Source organism: Ktedonobacter sp. SOSP1-52, assembly GCF_016587395.1.
The window spans coordinates 337,034-354,225 of record NZ_BNJH01000003.1 but is presented as its reverse complement, the minus strand read 5'-3'; the positions used below and the strand labels follow the sequence as shown (position 1 = coordinate 354,225).

Annotated in this window: 12 protein-coding genes; 5 read left to right on the top strand and 7 right to left on the bottom strand. The window is 52.8% G+C overall.

What is annotated here, in order from left to right; all coding sequences use genetic code 11:
• Positions 1 to 1,296 precede the first annotated feature (1,296 nt).
• On the top strand, positions 1,297 to 1,629 hold the full coding sequence (locus JMJ16_RS27065) for a zinc ribbon domain-containing protein (protein ID WP_255553247.1): 333 nt from the start codon (positions 1,297 to 1,299) through the stop codon (positions 1,627 to 1,629).
• A gap of 86 nt (positions 1,630 to 1,715) precedes the next feature.
• On the opposite strand, the gene JMJ16_RS27060 is transcribed toward JMJ16_RS27065, so the two are convergent.
• A complete protein-coding gene (locus tag JMJ16_RS27060) occupies positions 1,716 to 3,281 on the bottom strand; it encodes a response regulator (RefSeq protein WP_201386660.1) in 1,566 nt (521 codons plus the stop codon).
• 419 nt (positions 3,282 to 3,700) lie between these two features.
• Here JMJ16_RS27060 and htpG point away from each other — a divergent pair, with 419 nt between their 5' ends.
• Positions 3,701 to 5,587 carry a molecular chaperone HtpG gene (gene htpG / locus JMJ16_RS27055; RefSeq protein ID WP_201386658.1) on the top strand — a complete coding sequence of 629 codons (1,887 nt, stop codon included), beginning with the start codon at positions 3,701 to 3,703 and terminating at the stop codon, positions 5,585 to 5,587.
• Between the two features lie 178 nt (positions 5,588 to 5,765).
• Here the strand turns inward: htpG and JMJ16_RS27050 are convergent, their stop codons facing one another.
• Positions 5,766 to 5,963, bottom strand: a complete 198-nt coding sequence (locus JMJ16_RS27050) for a helix-turn-helix domain-containing protein (protein WP_007907147.1) — start codon at positions 5,961 to 5,963, stop codon at positions 5,766 to 5,768.
• A gap of 1,692 nt (positions 5,964 to 7,655) precedes the next feature.
• Here JMJ16_RS27050 and folE point away from each other — a divergent pair.
• The 3 genes from folE (at position 7,656) to JMJ16_RS27035 (ending at position 10,051) form a co-directional block, all read left to right on the top strand.
• Positions 7,656 to 8,306: a GTP cyclohydrolase I gene (folE, locus tag JMJ16_RS27045; protein WP_007907148.1), complete on the top strand. Its 651-nt coding sequence runs from the start codon at positions 7,656 to 7,658 to the stop codon at positions 8,304 to 8,306.
• Positions 8,303 to 9,166 carry a dihydrofolate reductase family protein gene (locus tag JMJ16_RS27040; protein WP_201386656.1) on the top strand — a complete coding sequence of 288 codons (864 nt, stop codon included), beginning with the start codon at positions 8,303 to 8,305 and terminating at the stop codon, positions 9,164 to 9,166. The genes folE and JMJ16_RS27040 overlap by 4 nt, the downstream gene beginning before the upstream one ends.
• Positions 9,167 to 9,316: 150 nt before the next feature.
• Positions 9,317 to 10,051: an SDR family NAD(P)-dependent oxidoreductase gene (locus JMJ16_RS27035; RefSeq protein ID WP_201371110.1), complete on the top strand. Its 735-nt coding sequence runs from the start codon at positions 9,317 to 9,319 to the stop codon at positions 10,049 to 10,051.
• Positions 10,052 to 10,101: 50 nt separating this feature from the next.
• On the opposite strand, the gene JMJ16_RS27030 is transcribed toward JMJ16_RS27035, so the two are convergent.
• The 5 genes from JMJ16_RS27030 to JMJ16_RS27010 all read right to left on the bottom strand — a co-directional run bounded on the left by JMJ16_RS27030 (position 10,102) and on the right by JMJ16_RS27010 (position 17,088).
• Positions 10,102 to 11,268, bottom strand: coding sequence for an aminotransferase class I/II-fold pyridoxal phosphate-dependent enzyme (locus tag JMJ16_RS27030; protein ID WP_201386654.1), 1,167 nt, complete (start codon positions 11,266 to 11,268; stop codon positions 10,102 to 10,104).
• 163 nt (positions 11,269 to 11,431) lie between these two features.
• A complete protein-coding gene (locus JMJ16_RS27025; protein ID WP_201380266.1) occupies positions 11,432 to 12,079 on the bottom strand; it encodes a hypothetical protein in 648 nt (215 codons plus the stop codon).
• 290 nt (positions 12,080 to 12,369) lie between these two features.
• On the bottom strand, positions 12,370 to 12,678 hold the full coding sequence (locus JMJ16_RS27020; protein ID WP_201389256.1) for a response regulator transcription factor: 309 nt from the start codon (positions 12,676 to 12,678) through the stop codon (positions 12,370 to 12,372).
• 2 nt (positions 12,679 to 12,680) lie between these two features.
• Positions 12,681 to 15,428 carry an NB-ARC domain-containing protein gene (locus JMJ16_RS27015; protein WP_201386649.1) on the bottom strand — a complete coding sequence of 916 codons (2,748 nt, stop codon included), beginning with the start codon at positions 15,426 to 15,428 and terminating at the stop codon, positions 12,681 to 12,683.
• Positions 15,429 to 15,633: 205 nt separating this feature from the next.
• Entirely contained in the window at positions 15,634 to 17,088 is a 1,455-nt protein-coding gene (locus JMJ16_RS27010; RefSeq protein ID WP_201386648.1) for an NADP-dependent isocitrate dehydrogenase, read from the bottom strand.
• Positions 17,089 to 17,192: the final 104 nt, after the last annotated feature.

Here is a 17,192-nt window from a genome sequence, read left to right as displayed (position 1 = left end):
CAAAGAGGCACATGATCTTCTGTCGTGCGAGAGCGCGACCTCACTCAGGCGAAGTGAGTAACGCAGCCCCTTACTTCCCGCCGAAAGGTTTGGGGGGACTGTAGCATGGGGTTAAAAGTCTGTTGAAACCCTAACACCAAGGGTCAGAAGATAGGCAGCGAGGTCGTCTATGGTCAAGGCATGATTGCTTCAACTCTAGTCGTGGCGGAATACATGCGTCCTGTGGGAGCGGTGTCATCGCCCATGTCTGATGGTAACCATGAACGTTTCCAGCGTGGTTACAGCCTGCATCAGAGCCAGCTCGTAGGGAACGAGAAACGACGTACGGAGGGCCTAAGGACGAAGCGAAGATGATGTGTAACTTGGGGATCGCCTACCATCCGAGAGGGTCAGGGCGACGGAGTGGTAATAGTAGTTCGCCAATGGGAAACCATTCGTTGAGCGAAGTACCACAGGAGGCCAGACTCAGGAAATGATGGTTGACACGGATGTGTCATGAGACCATCGTGGGAGTTGCATTGAAAAGATGCGGGTCTCTGGAGAGCCTGGTGCATAGAAAGTGTGCATGCCATGGTTCGGGGGAGGACGGTTGGAAACGTGCCGAGAGGTAACGCGCTGGCCGTCTATCCTACCAAGGCAGCGTAAGGAAAGGCCACACTTTCTTGATCTGTCAGTGCAAGGACGTGTATGGTTAAGCCTAAACTGGTTAAATCCTAGTTCATGCGGTTTTTCTGGTGATGCCAGCGAACGTGGCTGAAACGCTGGTTCAGGAAGTAATGGTGTATCACGAATTTATAACATTATCCAACCTTCCTGACGCACCCTTGTACGAGGGAATATGAACGAACAGGAGACCTGGAGCACGTCGCATCTCATGCCGCTGGAAATGCGGGATCACCTAAACAGGGGAGACCCTGCATGGTGACAGAACTCTCGCAGTACCCAAGGTGGGCCTGTAATGGGTTCCGCAGCCCGTGTGAGCGGGATCGGCAGGCGGATAAGTGGCTAGCGATAGCCTCGAAACCATACCTGTCTGAGGGGAAGGGGAGTAGTTTACTCAGCTTATCAATTAACGAAAGCGAGGGTGTGCTGATGCTACCCGCTTAAGTGATTAGAAGATTGGAAGCACTCGGAGAAATCTCCAAACAGGGAAAACGGTTAAATACTGGAACCCTCCCTGGAAGGAGCCATTTCAAGAGATGAGTAGAGGGCGAGCCGTGTACGGTTAACGCTGTACGCACGGTTCTGAGAGAGGGTGACGAGTGACCTTGCAAAAGGCACTCGCTCCCTACTCTATTGCAGCTTCCCCATGCTCGTTTCATTGAGCAGTTGACCTACAAAGCGCACCTGGTTGGGATCAGAGTCATCCTTCAGGAAGAAAGCTACACCAGCAAGGCCAGTTTTCTGGACGGCGACTCCATCCCAACCTATGAGGCCAATGCGGTTGAGAAGCCGGTGTTCTCAGGCAAGCGTCTTGCTCGCAGTTGGTATCGCGCCAGGGATGGACGCCTCATTCATGCCGATATCAACGGAGCGTATAACATTTTACGCAAAAGTAGCTCTGACCCTTTGCAAGTGGGGCGAGGAGTAGTGGGAGCCGCAGTTCTCCCCAGACGGCTGGCCGTCTGAACGGATGGCACATAGGCATATGTGTCTTCATTTTAAGATACTGTAGGCAGGCATAGACCGTTTCGGGAGTAGAAGAGAAGATACGACTATCCCGAAACATCTTCCGTTGAAGCGGGAATATGCGAGTAGTCGTCGCCATCCAGGAGCAAGGCGACATCTTCTTCATCGTCATCCTCAGACGCAGAGCCAAGCATGGCTCCAGGCGGCTGAATTGACCAGACAGCATGTGTGCGCGGTAAGAGGGTCAGAGTATCAGCCTGTGAGGGAGAGGCTTCTTGAGAGAGCGGAAGAATCACAAAATAGGTACAACGATCACCAGGAAAGTTTTGCACCTCCAGATGACCGCCATGGCGCTCCAGGATATTGCGCGAGACATACATATCCATACCCGCGCGCGTCTGAGCATCAAGGTTACGAATGGTAATAATCGCCTCGTGGCCTGCCTGCTGAACCGTTAGCGTCACAGGATCACTCCAGGTCGCCTGGACATGAGCCGTCAGGAGCAGATTACGCAACACCTGGGAAATTTGCACGTCATCAATATCAGCCTCCAGTGGTAATCCGAGGAAGTCACAGGTCAGTTGCAACCCCTGCTGACCTGCATGAACCTCAAGGCAGGTGGCACAGAGATCGACCAGATTGGCGCGCTGACAATGCAGAATAAACTGTCCCGCATCGATGCGTGATGTATTTAAGAGCTCCTGCACCAGTTCCTCAGTGCGCCCCAACGAGGCTTCAATGTCAGCGAAGCCACGACTCACCAGTTCAGCCACATCTGCATGATCGAGTTTGCGCCTGATCAACTGAGTCATCTCCTTGAGACGCGCCACAGGAAGCTTGAGGTCATGCGAAACCAGGCTAATGACCTTATCCTTGGTCGCATTGGCCTCGAAGAGCTCATTTGTGCGTTGCTGCACCTGGATCTCAAGCGAGCGAGCATGAATTTCCAGCGCGAGCTGCTGCTCCTCCACCCGGCGTCGCAGCTGGCAGGACTGGATGGCACGTAGCAGTGCCGCAATAAAGGCATCGCGGTCAATTGGTTTCTGGATGTAGTCGTAGGCGCCGCCACGTAGTGCACGCACAGCCAGGTCATGCTCACCATGGCCTGTGATAAGCAGGGTAGGCGTCTCTGGCTGCAATTCCTGGACCCTGGCTAGCAATGCCAAGCCATCCATCACAGGCATCTTAATATCGCTGACAATAGCATCAAAGCGCTGTGCCTCAATACGTTGCAGCGCATGTTCAGCCGTGTTGGCTGTCTCAACATGAATGCCTGGAATACGCAACGAGACGGTATGGGGTAAGGCATTGAGCAATGCCTTGTCGTCGTCGACGATGAGCACATAGGGTGGGGGCGCAAACGAAGAGGGCATCAGCGTTGCAAATTGTGCCTGCTGCGTAATACTATAGCGAGCAGGCAAACCGGTATGAAGGCGAATACCAACATGGTCGAGGGTAAAGAGGTACCAACCGCCAGTGTCCATCGCGATCTGACCCGGAATCCAGGAACTAAAGACACGGATCTCGATACTCTCCCCGCGCTTTAATTCCTGGCCATCGAGTTCCAGGCAGTTTGAGCTACTATTATAGACAAGCGTTCCCTGCGGAAATGTTTGTGATTGTGACGTTGATGATGGTTGCTGTTTCGGCATCCAGGTGCTCCCATTTTTGTGCTATCTGTTAAAGATACGTATGAACATGGCTAATAAGTGACAGAATAGGACACATAGTATACGAACACTATGTACAATAGGCAATAAAATATGCATTAAAGCATTTGGATAGTTTTCTCTTGAAGAGGATAACAAACTTAATAGGGAGAAGAGTAAGCAAGTGGCTCTTTTTTCTTATGCCGTATGCCAAAGGGTGCGCAGGCCGCTCCTGGAGCCGCTCTGCTCATACCTCTGCTATCACAAAAACAAGCAATTATAGACTCCAACAGAAATCTAATAGTTTTCTTATGGTTTTCTAATAGTTCCTATGCTATATAAACGTATAGAATGCACACCTCATAGGAGAGAAGGCCAACCACATATCTCACGCCACATACAGATGATGGAAGGAATTATTCATGACAGTAGAGACTCACAAGGAGCAGCTTGGTTTTCAGGCCGAAGTCAAGCAATTGTTGGATCTTATGATCCATTCGCTCTATAGCCATAAAGAGATATTTTTACGCGAATTAATCTCAAACGCCTCGGATGCTATTGACCGGTTACGCTTTGATGCACTCTCCGATTCTTCGCTCTACGAACGCGATGCTGAATTTAAGATCCGTGTTGACTACGATAAAGAGGCCCGTACCATCACAGTCAGCGATAATGGCATTGGTATGAATCGGCAGGAAGTCATTGAGCATATCGGGACGATTGCCAAATCGGGGACGCGTGAGTTCTTCAAATCGCTGACGGGAGATAAGCAGAAAGACGCCAATCTGATCGGTCAGTTCGGCGTTGGCTTCTATTCGGCCTTCGTAGTAGCCGACAATATCACCCTCACAACCCGCAGAGCGGGGGCAACGGCCGATGAAGGTGTTCGTTGGCAGTCCGAGGGGCAGGGCGAGTACACGATTGAGAACGTAGAGAAGGCCACGCGTGGCACAGAGGTCACACTACACCTGCGCGAGGGCGAAGATGAATTTCTGAGTGGCTTCCGCCTGCGTGAGATCATCCGCAAATACTCCGACCACATCATGCTCCCTATTATCATGCAGAAAGAGGAGCAGGAAGAGGGAAAGGAGCCAGAGGAAGAAGTCGTCAACCGCGCTTCCGCGCTCTGGACACGCCCCAGAAACGAGATCACAGAGCAGGAATACAACGAGTTCTATCAGCATGTCGCCCACGATTTTGGCGATCCCCTGGCCTACCTGCACAGCAAAATGGAGGGCACTCAAGAATATACGCTCCTGCTCTATATTCCAGCACACGCCCCCTTTGACCTGTATACACGCGAATTTCATCACGGCGTCAAACTCTACGTTCGGCGCGTCTTCATCATGGATGATGCCGAAAAACTCATGCCGCGCTACCTACGTTTCATCCGTGGCGTGATCGACTCAAATGACCTGCCCCTAAATGTCTCGCGTGAGATCTTGCAGCAGAACCGCCAGATTGACCAGATCCGTTCAAACGCGACCAAGAAGGTGCTGGGCCTGCTTACGGATATGGTTAAAAATGAGCCAGAGAAGTATGCCAGCTTCTGGAGCGAGTTTGGGCGTGTCATGAAAGAGGGTCTGCTTGAAGATCGGGCCAACCGCGATACCCTCGCCAAACTTCAGCGCTTCTCCAGCACCCTCGCGGAGAGCGAGACCCAGGATGTGTCGCTGGAGGCCTATGTCAGCAGGATGAAGGATGGGCAGGACAACATCTACTACCTGGTTGCCGAGAGCCATGCCGCGGCGAAAAACAGTCCTCTGCTGGAGATCTTTAAGAAGAAAGGCATCGAGGTCCTCTTGCTCTCCGATCCCCTGGATCACTTCCTGGGCAGCGAACTCTCCGAGTTTGAAGGCAAAAAGTTGCAGTCCGTCTCAAAGGGTGAGATCGACCTGGACAAGTTCACCGACGAGCAGGAGAAAGAAGAGCAACAGAAAACAGCGGACGAGGCCAGAGACCTGGTGGAGCGCCTGAAACAGACTCTACAAGAGAAGGTCAAAGATGTACGCATTACCCAACGCCTGACCAGTTCGCCCGCCTGCCTGGTTATTGACCAGTATGGAATCGATCCAAGCTTGAAACGCCTGCTAGAGGCAACGGGACAGAAGGTGCCCCATGACAAACAGATTTTGGAGATCAACCCCCAGCATCCCATTATTAACCGCATAAAGAGCGAGAGCGATACGCAGCGCTTCAACGACTGGGCCAACGTGCTCTTTGAGCAATCAGTGCTCAGCAGCGGTGAAGCCCTCGAGGATCCTATCGATTTCGTCAATCGCTTAAACAACCTGCTCGCTAGCTTATAAACTGAGATTGGCATCATACGAACAAAACGCGCCACGGCTGATCAGCCGTGGCGCGTTTTGTTCGTATGAGACCCCAAAAAAACGCTTCCCCGGCCCCGATACTAATTGACGAGAGAAGCATCTGGAAGAGCCAGGGAAGCGTGTAAGCCAATTGGCCGCGAATAACGCGCGAACAGGCTTAGGCGATGATCTGACCGTTCGAACCCAGAACCTTATTCAGGGTTTCACGCTTAATGCGATAGGCCTGGCGAGCATTGACGTGTGGCAGAACAACGGCCTCGAGCGCCCCCTGTTTCACCCAGCGGCGAACGGTGGTGTCATCGACACGAAGAATGCGGGCGACCTCGGAAACGGTTAAAAGCTCACTGTTGCTCATGGAAACTACTCACTTCCTTTTGTACTTGATATGCCTGCATTACCCACATCAGGATCAAATGACCCTGGGGCACAGGGGCATGCAGTGAAATTTACCGATGGTATATACACAAGAAAACAGGTCGACTGCATTGTATAACAATGCAGAAGATTTGTAAAGAGTAAGTCTAGAATGAAACCAGGGCAGAGGGATTACTGCCATTACAAATTGTCGTCTACATTACCAAAGCTATAAGACGCTAAGGGATACGGCGCCACTATAAACTTTGAGGAGCGCAACATCATTCTAGAGGGAGACTAGCCAGGCAAAGCGAAAATCTCACTTCATACCGGTTAGCCTGAAGAAACGATTATTAGATGTAGAAATCTATTAATTGAACTTTACCAGTGCTTGGAGTTCTTGTCAAGGGTTTCTCTTATCAACAGCAGAGTGCAATGACAGGAAAAACACATGGTATTCGTAATATGAGTGTAGGAAAAGCACTCTTACTCAAAACAGTACCAGGCTTTTTACGTACCTGATTATGCTCTCCACATATATAATACGTTTCTACGGTTAAATTTATTCCCTACTACAAAGGACACAGATTACTCTTTTGTACAAATAAAACGGGTCCAGGCACAAGAAAACAGACAAATCAAACATGCGACTCTAGACGAACCTGAGGACTGAAAGGTCACATATCCACGCTGCAACCTGGTAAGCGGGGAAGGCCATACGGCCGAAAGTACTATCACAGACCGCTTTCTCATCTCTACTCCCCCCTGAGCATTATAAATGTACCGGAAGCAAGCGTACGATGTCCAGTAATCAGCAAGCAAGTAGTACTACTGGTATAACCACTGAACCTTAGAGGCACACGCAAGCTATGCTGGCATGAAGAGAAGCCTTAGAGCACGGCAGGTTCAGGAATCATGCCTTCTTAGGCGCGCAACCTTCTGCGCCTACTGGTGAAAGCCTGGCACAAATTACCAACTGACAACATCTGGCAGCTTTCATCTCGTTTCCTACCGCAAAAGCATGGTCAACTCGCCTTAACACAAGAAAAGATCTCGTTACACAACCTTGCCTACAAACACGAATGAACATACATAAAAGCTTCACCTGAAGCATGACGCAGAATGGCAAAGATGACATTTCACCGTGGTGACAACGGCAGGTGCACAGAATCATGCCTTACATGAGCCAATGCAACTTGCCACATTCGATGTCTAGGAAAATACATCGGCAGTAAGAGAGGAATTTTGTAGTGCGCCCCTTACTTTTGGCTTCTTGCCTGGACAAGGATTTCCAGTGCTCCTCTCCCCTTTGCCTCGGCTCGCTGCGCTCTATTCTTGTTTTGATATGAGATAATACAAGAGTGTTACCAATCAGAGCAATTGGAAGTGTTCCCTAGAAAGAGCATGGGAGAGGAATACGCCGCCGAATCTCCTACCCATGCACAGGCAAGGGAGCGTCAAGAATACAGTGAAGTACAACACAATCCACAGAGGTGCAAAAGCGCGCACCTGGCAATAAGCTATGCTCGCGCCTACTGTCACAGGTTGGCACAGACTGAGACAGCGTTTCTGACTTGTCGATAAAAAGAAGAGGAGGCGTGGTGAGGAGGCAAGTGAGAATAAAATCGGCCGTCAGAACGTTAGAGGCTGTAGGAAAAGAAATGGCTCGTCTCTGAGCGAAAAGAGGATTAGAATGACGCTAAATATAGACCTGGATGATCTTGAATTTGAAGATGCAATAGAACTCAAACAACGCCATATCTCGGTGGAGCAGATGCGCACATTTGAAGGATATATGGCAGAAATATTCGACGCGATGGGAATGAATGTCTCGACTCCAGGGACAGAAGATACGCCTAAACGTTTTCTTAAAGCCATGCTTGACGCGACCGAGGGCTATGATGGCGATCCCAAACTGATCAAAGTCTTCCCAGCCGAGCATCCTAACGGCACCAACAGCCACTTAAGCCAGGTTATTGAGGGACCAATCCACTTCTTCTCCCTCTGTGAGCATCATGCATTTCCTTTCTTTGGCCAGGCATATGTAGGCTATATCGCGGACGAGCACATCATTGGCCTCTCCAAATTGACGCGCCTGGTACGCGTCTTCGCCAAACGCTTCTCCGTCCAGGAGCGCATCACGCAACAGATCGCCAGTTCACTTGAAGCGATCTTACAGCCCCAGGGAGTCGCTGTCTACCTGGAGGCCAATCACCTCTGTATGGCCATGCGCGGCGTCCGTGAAAGCTCAGCCTTGACCCGCACTACCGCGTGGAGAGGTGAGTACGAACATAACGCTGAACTTCGCTCTGAGTTCTTCTCTACCGCCAATATTCGCCCATGAGCACAGACAAACGTCCAGAGGCATTTGTCCCCCTCTATAGCCAGGAGCGAGGCGATAAGCTTCCACTGCCAGCGTCTCTTGCGGCGCTGCTCGGTGACTTTCGCCTTCCGCTCAAGACTCAACCACCCTATGTCATTGGAAACTTCGTCTCGACCATTGATGGTGTTGTCTCCCTAAATGAGCAAGGGCATACAGGTGGCGGGCCAATCAGTGGTTTTTTGGCCTCGGATCATGTATTGATGGGGGTACTACGCGCAGCCGCAGACGCCATCATTGTTGGCGCAGGCACACTACGCGATGAGCCAGGGCATAGATGGACAGCGGAGTATATTTATCCAGCCTTCGCTCAGGAGTACCGCGATCTGCGCCTAGCCCTGGGCAAAACGGCACCTCCACTCACCGTTCTGGTAAGCGCAAGCGGTCATATCGATCTGAACCAGGGGCTATTTCAGCGGGGAGAGGTTCCGGTCCTGATCATTACCACGCCCGAGGGAGAGAAGCATGTGCGCACCAAAAAAATTCCCTCCTGGGTACAACTCGCAAGCGTACAACCGAAGCAAGGAAGCAACATTCCTGCGCAAAACATTCTCACCCTTGTTGAGCAGGCCTGTCATGGGCAGCTCTTTTTGACCGAGGGCGGTCCCCAACTGCTCAACGTCTTTCTCAGCGAGGGCCAGCTAGACGAACTCTTCCTGACACTTGCTCCCCAGCTCGCCGGGCATATACATAATGATCAACGTCCTGCAGTTGTCATGGGAGCGCATTTTGCACCTGAGCGCCCACTCTGGAGCACCCTCCAGAGCGTCAGGCTCGTTGGGAGCCACCTCTTTCTGCGCTACGCCTTTCGCGAACGCGAATAGAAACGATAAAATCACGCCATACGCCCACAGCACCTCGATATGACCTGGATATACTCTGTCTCGTAGAATAGAGAGAGGGCGGTATATCTTTTGGATGTATCTCTTGAGCACAAGAGAAATACGAGAGGGCAACAGAAAGGAAACAAGACTATGCGCCTGGAGGGGAAGAGCGTTATCATTACTGGAGTTAGCCAGAAAGGGCAGATGGGCTTTGCGCTAGCCGAAGCCTGCGCACGCGAGGGAGCGAGATTGACCATAAGCGCGCGCAGCGAGCAGCGCGTTCTGGCGCGAGCAACAGAGCTACGAGCACAAGGAGCAGAGGTTCTGGCCATTCCCGCGGACCTGACCAGCGAGACTGGCGCACAAAAAGTCATCGCACAGACCCGGCATACCTATGGGCAGATCGACATCCTCATTAACCTGGCAGGTGGCCTGACACAGTTTGGCCCCTTTGAACAACTCTCGCTCGCGCAATGGGAGGGCGAACTCAAGAACAACCTGCGCGCGACCTTTCTCTGCTGTCGAGCCGCCTGGCCCATCTTTCAACAGCAAGGGAAAGGCACCATCCTCAACTTTAGCCGCGCGGGCGATGTCTGGAGCGCAAGCCCAAACATGCTCGCCTATAACTGCGCCAAGGCAGGAGTAGACGCTTTAACGGCAACTCTTGCCAGGGAGGGCAAGGCACACAACATTCGCGTCAATGCGCTTGGCCCTGGCCTTATTATCACGCAGTCTAATCTGGAGGCGATGCATCCAAGCGAGGAAGAGCTGCGAACGCAATGGGTTCATCCAGAGCAGATTATCGAAGCCGCGCTCTTTCTGATCTCGGACACTGGTAGCGGCGTCACTGGAACCCTGCTACCAGTGCGGGGCCTGGGTATCTAGCCAGAGCTGTGAGGGGAGACGCGTGCTTTAGCAGCGTCGGGCTATTCTAGCTAGTGACGGAGGCGATGCAGGCGTTCATGCACCTGGTGCAACATCTCATCAGACTTACAGAAGGCAAAGCGCGCATAGCTCTGGGCGAGATGCGCATGCGCCGGGCTATAAAATGAGTCCGGGGGGATACAGGCAACACCCGCTTCCTGAATCAAGTAGCGCGTGAACTCCACGGCCGATCCAGAAAAGAGAGCGCTATAGTCGGCCATGATAAAGTACGTACCATCTGGTATCGTGTAGCGCAGGCCAGCGGCATCCAGCGCCGAGCGCAAGAGATCACGCTTCTCGGCATAGAGCTGGCGAAAATCCTGGTAGTAGTCGTTGGGAAGGTTAAGCGCAAAGGCGATGGCCTCCTGGGTTGGATGATGCACCGAGAAGGTAATAAACTGGTGCGCACGCCTCACACCCTCGATCAAGTCTGGGTGGCCATAGACCCAGCCAATCTTCCAGCCCGTCGCACTAAAGAGCTTACCTGAGCTGCTCACAGTCACGGTCCGCTCAAACATTCCTGGTAACGAGGCGATGGGAAGGTGCTGAGCCTCACCGAACGTCAGATGCTCATAGACTTCATCGGCGATCACCGTTACATTATACTCAAGGCACAGCTCCGCGATAAAGCTCAATTCCTCACGCGAGAAAACATGCCCGGTGGGATTGTGGGGCGTATTGAGGATCACCGCACGCGTTTTCTTGCTGAAGGCGGCCCGCAGTTCGTCAGGATCAAACTGCCAGTGCGGGGGGTGGAGAGGCACAAACACTGGTACCGCCTGCGCCATCAGGATATTGGGAACATACGAGTCGTAAAATGGTTCGAGCACAATGACCTCGTCGCCCGGATCTACCAGCCCCAGAATAGCCGCAAAAATACCCTCTGTCGCTCCCGAGGTCACTACCACGCCACGCAGAGGATCGATCTCGACCTGGTAGAAACGCGCGGCATGATCGGCCACCGCCTGGCGTAGCGCAGGCGTTCCATCGCCGGGCGCGTACTGGTTGAGATTACCCGCGCGCAGTGCCTGTACGACTGCCTCCACAATCTCTGGCGGCGTATCAAAATCAGGTTTCCCCTGACCAAGGTTGAGCGCTGAATGCTGCTGGGCAAGCTGATTGATCTCGGTAAAAATGGTTGTGCCAAATGAGGCAACACGTTGAGCGACAGTCGACATAAGTTCCTCCCACAACACGAAAAGATTATTTCCCCATTATACTCCACAATGTGGAGGTAAGCGCGGAGAACACAAGAGAGCCGTCTGTCACCGCGGTAGGGACCCCAGCGGTTCAGACGGCTCTCTTGCACCATCCCAAAGAAAAGAAAGTTGTCTACATAGGTTAACAGAGGGAGATCGCAGCGAGACGATCCAGGATATTAATCCGCAGACGCTGCACCTCGGCGAGGTCGCGGAACTCGTGCGCACAACGCTCAACAATTTCAGTGGGCTTAAGGCCACACTGGAAAAGGAGATAGGCGAGACGACGTTCACGCTCCTCCGTCAGCTTCTGGCTGAGAACGCGCCAGATTTCCGCTGGTGATGAGAACACCTGTTGTGGCTCACGTGTAGACTGCTGAGCAGAACGGAGCATATCGAAAATAACGCTATTGAGGCAGACAGCCAGGCAACGCAACGCTGCACTGAGCGAAGCAAACTCCATCTGTTTGCTGACGGTTGTCTGCCGAAAATGGGCAAAGGCTCGCGTAATGTATTCTTGCTCTGACTGTAGACGAAGCGCCTCTTGAAAGCGTGGGTGCTGACGCAGGCAGAGGACGAGCTTCTGGCAAAAGCCATATTCAAGCGCGAGCCAGGCCTGTTTGCTATCGCGTATCGTCGCCAGGCGGAGGAGCGCGAGACTTGCTTTATCAAAAGAGACGGCACCACTTTCCCCAACCATGTCAAACTCCCGCTTGCATGCATCGGCAAGCTCAGAAATAGATACAGTATTCAAAATACAGGCGTTTCTATCTTTTTGTTGACTTTGCATTTCTGCATCCTTTACATACGCCAGCCCAGGGCTTTGAACACTACACGAAGAACGGAATCCATCCACCGCCGCACACCCCTTACTAAATATTCTCATACACACATATATAACAAACAGTGTTTACAGTGTAATACAAAGTAAGTTCATGTGGCGTCCCTAAAACAGGGTAATTGTCAGAGGAGGTGCGAGGGACCTCAAAAAGCAGGCTTACTCAAAACTCTGTAGCGCTTATATACTTAACTAGTCAATTGCAACGTAAAGTCCTCGCACCGGGTCATCGAGAGGGGTCATTAAGGTAAGAGTTTATGCTCAAGCGCGTAACGCGTTGCGGCACTACGCGAGGTCACACCAAGCTTGCTATAAATAGAGCGCACATGCGTATTAACAGTGAGAATACTAATGACGAGCTTCTCTGCTATCTGGGCACTGGTCATCCCTGTTGCCAGCAGACGCAATACCTCAATTTCGCGCGTTGTTAGTCCAGCCAGGACAGTTGAGTTTGGAGTTGCTGTGTGAGACTCTTCGTTGTTGGGGATAGAAGTCGAAGAGAGGGAGAGAGGAGCCTGTGAGCGAGCCTGGAGGACCTGTGAAGGCGTCATAGTCAGCCCCTCAGCAAAAGCCAGTTTAAAGGGTTCCTCGCCAAGCAAAGCGCGCGCCTGCTGCACAAATTCACTAAAAATGCTCTGGATTGTAGCGGGGATAGCCGGAACGCTACGCCCCCCTGGCGCACCGCCTGGGCCGCCCCCCATAGACGCGCGGCCCAGGCTGGGTACCCCTGGCCCACAACCGCTAGCGCCAGGCCATCCAGCGCATACGCGACAAAGGATTTATATTCATAGTTTGTCACAGCAAGCAAGGATAGGCTCTCCTCCTGACACTCACGCGCACGGGTATATTCGCCCTGGAGGGCGTAGCTCCATCCCAACAGCGTCAAGCCCCAGGACATTCCACGCTGGTCACCTAGGTCGCGCGCCAATTGTAAGCCTTGCTCAATAAGCGCGCCTCCCTCCTGCATATCGCCGTAGAGACCTTTCAGGACACCTAAGAGCACAGAGGCGTAGGAGATACTGATGCGATCTCCCACGCGACCAGCACGCTCAATGCAGGCTTCGAGCGCCAGGGTACTTTTAAGCAGATCGGCGCGTGAGAAGTGAATAAGGCCCAGCATCCAAAGCGCACGGGCCTGTCCCCAGGTTGATCCCGCCTGTTGATGAATCGCCAGGCTCCGCTCGCAGAGGGAGAGAGCCTGCTCCAGGTCGCCCTCGTCGCGCGCAAGCGAGGCCAGGCGTTCAAGAACGGCGGCATTAGCCCAGCGATGCCCTTTATTGCGCACGAGCGCCCCTGCCGCCTCAAGCGCGGTTCGCGCCTGCTCACCCTCCCCAATCATGACATAGGCGTGGCCAATCGTCCAGAGCGCCATCCCCTGCCCAAACTCTTGCTCAAGTTCCGCAAAGATCACCCGACTCTTTTCAGCCAGCGCAATAGCTTGTTTATATTCACCCTGGAGGACGATCATAAGTGCTGTCACACTCAAAGCCTTGGCATACCAGAAGGGACTCACATCTTTGGCCGAGGAGAGCAACCACTCAAGCGTGCGCCGTCCCTCACCGATATAGCCCTTCGCCCACCAGAACCACCAGAGGGCAGAAGCCAGCTTCAAGGCATCATCCCACTGCCCCTGTTGGGCAAACCAGATGAGAGCGGTTCGCAGGTTTTTATGCTCCAGGCGAATGCGCCACATCTCCTGATCCTGATGGCGATCCATATCCTTTTCAGACATGAGGGCCTGCTGCTGCCAGTAATACGCGTATGCACGCTGCACTTCTGCAACATCCTCTTCCTGCTGTAATCGCTCAAGACCATATTCGCGAATAATCTCCAGCATAAAGAAGCGGGCCTCGTGATCCTCCTGCTCCACACGCGAAAGCAGGCTTTTATCGATTAGAGAGGTGAGGTCATCCAGTAAGAGTGGGCGTTCCTGATCGATCCCCAGCGCCTGCTCGAGCGATGCATAGAGATGTTCGATCATAGGAAGCGTACAACCGCCTGCGAAAATGGAGAGACGTTTAAATAAACGCTGTTCGCGTGGCGCCAGGAGATCATAGCTCCAGTCTAGGGTATTGCTCAGCGTTTGTTGACGCTCAGGCACATCCTGAGTGGTGCTCGTCAGGAGAGGAAGACGCTTCTCCAGCCGCTGGAGCAGGGCCTGGGGAGAAAAGACCTTCATGCGAGCTGCCGCCAATTCAATAGCCAGGGGCAAACCATCAAGGCGGCGCGCGATAGCAGCAATAGTCGCCGCATTCTCAGCCGTAAGGCGAAAGCCAGGCTGCACCGCTTGCGCTCGCTGGACGAAAAGCTGTACCGCCGCGGATTGAGCCAGAACTTGCGTATCCACCTGGTCCTGGACAGGAAGCGGCAGGGGTAACACTGGATATTCCTGCTCGCCCACCACGTGCAGGACAGCCCGGCTAGTCACAAGAATTTTCACTTGTGGACAACGCGCCAGCAACTCCACCAGTTGCGGGGCAGCGGCGATCACCTGCTCAAAGTTATCCAGGATCAGGAGTAAGCGCTTCTCCTTCAAGAAGGCATACAGGCGTTCCACAAGCGCTCCCTCACCGGCTTCGCCCAGGCCGAGAGCATTGGCAATAAATATGGGCACCTGGCGGGGAACCGTCACTGTCGCCAGGAGAACGAGATAGACGCCATCGGCAAAGGTATTAAGAAGCTCAGTCGCAACCTGCAAACTCAGGCGCGTCTTCCCAATCCCTCCTGTTCCCGTCAGGGTCAACAATCGCACATGCGTAGCGCGAAGCAGTTCAGCGACCTCATGTGCCTCCTGGTCACGCCCAACCAGGGGCGTCAGTTGGGAGAGCAAATAGTATTTATTGCTGGCCACCATGCCCCCGACATCATCTTTGTGGGGCGAGGCAACCTCATCGCTTACATCCAGGGCAGCACGCTTATCTCCAGGTTCTATAGTTGTAAGTAGCTCCTCCACCACCTGCCGACGCTTGAGATTCTCCTGGGCCAGACTCTGTCCCGAAAGGGCACGCGCCGCCAGGCTCAGGCGCTCAAGGGAGAGTTCTTCTGACTTCCCTAGATAAACCTTGTGGAGCTTGTTCTCGCGTTTGCGATACCCATACCAGTACCAACCTCGGCGTAGCTGCTCACGTCGAGCGGTAAAGTTGCCACTATCGCTTTTATAGGCGAAGGAGGCATGTTGCTCATCTTGCAACCATTTATGCCACTCAGGGGAGCCTATGGCGATGTGTGAGAGTGGGCTTCCTGCGCTATCAAGCAAAAGCAAGCGATCATAGGAGGCTGTCGGAATCTGGGTGCGTGCCATACCTGTCGTCTCTCCAATGCAAATATAGATCGGTAACAGGAAGAAACAGAGTTACCTAATAGTGGAGTGTAGCACGTGATTAGGTAACTGTCTATGTGTAAGATATAAAAAAGGCATGAAAATCTTTCCGCATCTCACTATACAGAAAAAAGGATGAGACACTTATATAGGTATCTCATCCTTTTCAGTCTTGTGCTAGGAGTTATTATTCGCCGGGAATGCGGGAGTAGCCAGGCTTGCCGTCGAAGTTATAGAGGTTTTCCGTCTTGATACAATCGAATCCAGCCGCATGCACACGCTCCAGAAGTGAGATGATATGGGCATGCTCAATCTTTGTGCCAATCTCAGGCGCCTGGAAACGGGCGCGCCAGTGATCGGTACAGAAGGTATATGGTAGGCCATTGGGCCATACTTTGGCTCCGCGATTGGTAATCAGCTTCAGTTCCAGGCCCTCACCACTGACCTGTTTAAAGGCGTTACCTAACTCTTCTGCGCTCCCCTTGCTCCAATCGAGGTAGACATCGACGCCGACCAGTTCTTTGAAGGTGGGAACTTGAGCCTTTGTAGCCTGCGTCTTGCGCTCCTTCGCGGGCGCGGAAGTGTAGCTCACGGCCTTCAATTGCTCAGGCTTCTGACCCAGGCGCGCAATGATCGCATCGGCGAACTCACGCGTACCAACCTTCTGCTTGCTCACACCATCAGCATAGATATCATAGGTATGAATGCCATCTTCCAGCGTGCGCAACCAGGCGTTATGTACAGCGGTCGCAACCTCTGGCTGATTGATGTGCACGAGCATCAATACAGCTCCCAGGAGCAGGCCGGAAGGGTTCGCGAGATTCTGTCCCGCGCGGCGGGGAGCCGACCCGTGGATGGCCTCGAACATGGCACAGCCCTCACCAATATTGGCAGAGCCTGCCAGGCCAACGGAGCCCGCGATCTGGGCCGCGACGTCGGAGAGAATATCGCCATACAGGTTTGGCATCACGACAACGTCGAAGGCCTCGGGGGTATCAGCCAGTTTGGCGGCGCCGATATCGACGATCCAGGCCTCATTTTCGATGTCGGGATACTCGGCGGCGATCTCGTCAAACACTTTGTGGAAGAGGCCGTCAGACTGCTTCATGATATTATCCTTCATAAAGCAGGTGACCTTCTTGCGATTATTGCTACGCGCATACTCGAAGGCATAGCGAATAATCCTTTCGCTACCTGGACGGCTGATGAGCTTCAGGCTCTCCATCATATTGGGCGTCTGCTGGTACTCAATGCCGCTGTAGAGGTCCTCTTCATTCTCGCGAACGATCACCACATCCATACCAGGATGCTTGGTATCGACAAAGGGATGATACGCGACACAGGGGCGTACATTTGCATAGAGGGAGAAAGCGGTACGCACGGCAACGTTCAAGCTTTTATAGCCGCCACCCTGGGGAGTGGTAATCGGGGCCTTCAAAAATACCTTGGTGCGACTAAGCGACTCCCAGGCACTGGGCTCAATACCGGCACTGATACCGCGTAGATAGACCTTTTCTCCAACCTCTATCTCTTCAATATCTATGCGTGCTCCTGCTGCTTTAATCACCCTCAGAGTGGCATCCATAATTTCTGGTCCAATGCCATCTCCAGACGCAACAGTTATCGGTACATTCTGTGACATACGAGTAACTCCATTGTTCGAATTGTTTAGCTGGTAAAAACACCAACGTCAGTATAGCATATGTCGCCAGAGACTGCTGAACCGCCTTTTCATCAGCACCTGTT

Coding starts and splice junctions, on each gene's coding strand:
- JMJ16_RS27020 (WP_201389256.1), bottom strand. CDS start 12,678: ATGACGCCTTCACAGGTCCTCCAGGCTCGCTCACAGGCTCCTCTCTCC.
- JMJ16_RS27010 (WP_201386648.1), bottom strand. CDS start 17,088: ATGTCACAGAATGTACCGATAACTGTTGCGTCTGGAGATGGCATTGGA.
- htpG (WP_201386658.1), top strand. CDS start 3,701: ATGACAGTAGAGACTCACAAGGAGCAGCTTGGTTTTCAGGCCGAAGTC.
- JMJ16_RS27050 (WP_007907147.1), bottom strand. CDS start 5,963: ATGAGCAACAGTGAGCTTTTAACCGTTTCCGAGGTCGCCCGCATTCTT.
- JMJ16_RS27015 (WP_201386649.1), bottom strand. CDS start 15,428: ATGGCACGCACCCAGATTCCGACAGCCTCCTATGATCGCTTGCTTTTG.
- JMJ16_RS27035 (WP_201371110.1), top strand. CDS start 9,317: ATGCGCCTGGAGGGGAAGAGCGTTATCATTACTGGAGTTAGCCAGAAA.
- JMJ16_RS27025 (WP_201380266.1), bottom strand. CDS start 12,079: ATGCAAAGTCAACAAAAAGATAGAAACGCCTGTATTTTGAATACTGTA.
- JMJ16_RS27030 (WP_201386654.1), bottom strand. CDS start 11,268: ATGTCGACTGTCGCTCAACGTGTTGCCTCATTTGGCACAACCATTTTT.
- folE (WP_007907148.1), top strand. CDS start 7,656: ATGACGCTAAATATAGACCTGGATGATCTTGAATTTGAAGATGCAATA.
- JMJ16_RS27040 (WP_201386656.1), top strand. CDS start 8,303: ATGAGCACAGACAAACGTCCAGAGGCATTTGTCCCCCTCTATAGCCAG.
- JMJ16_RS27060 (WP_201386660.1), bottom strand. CDS start 3,281: ATGCCGAAACAGCAACCATCATCAACGTCACAATCACAAACATTTCCG.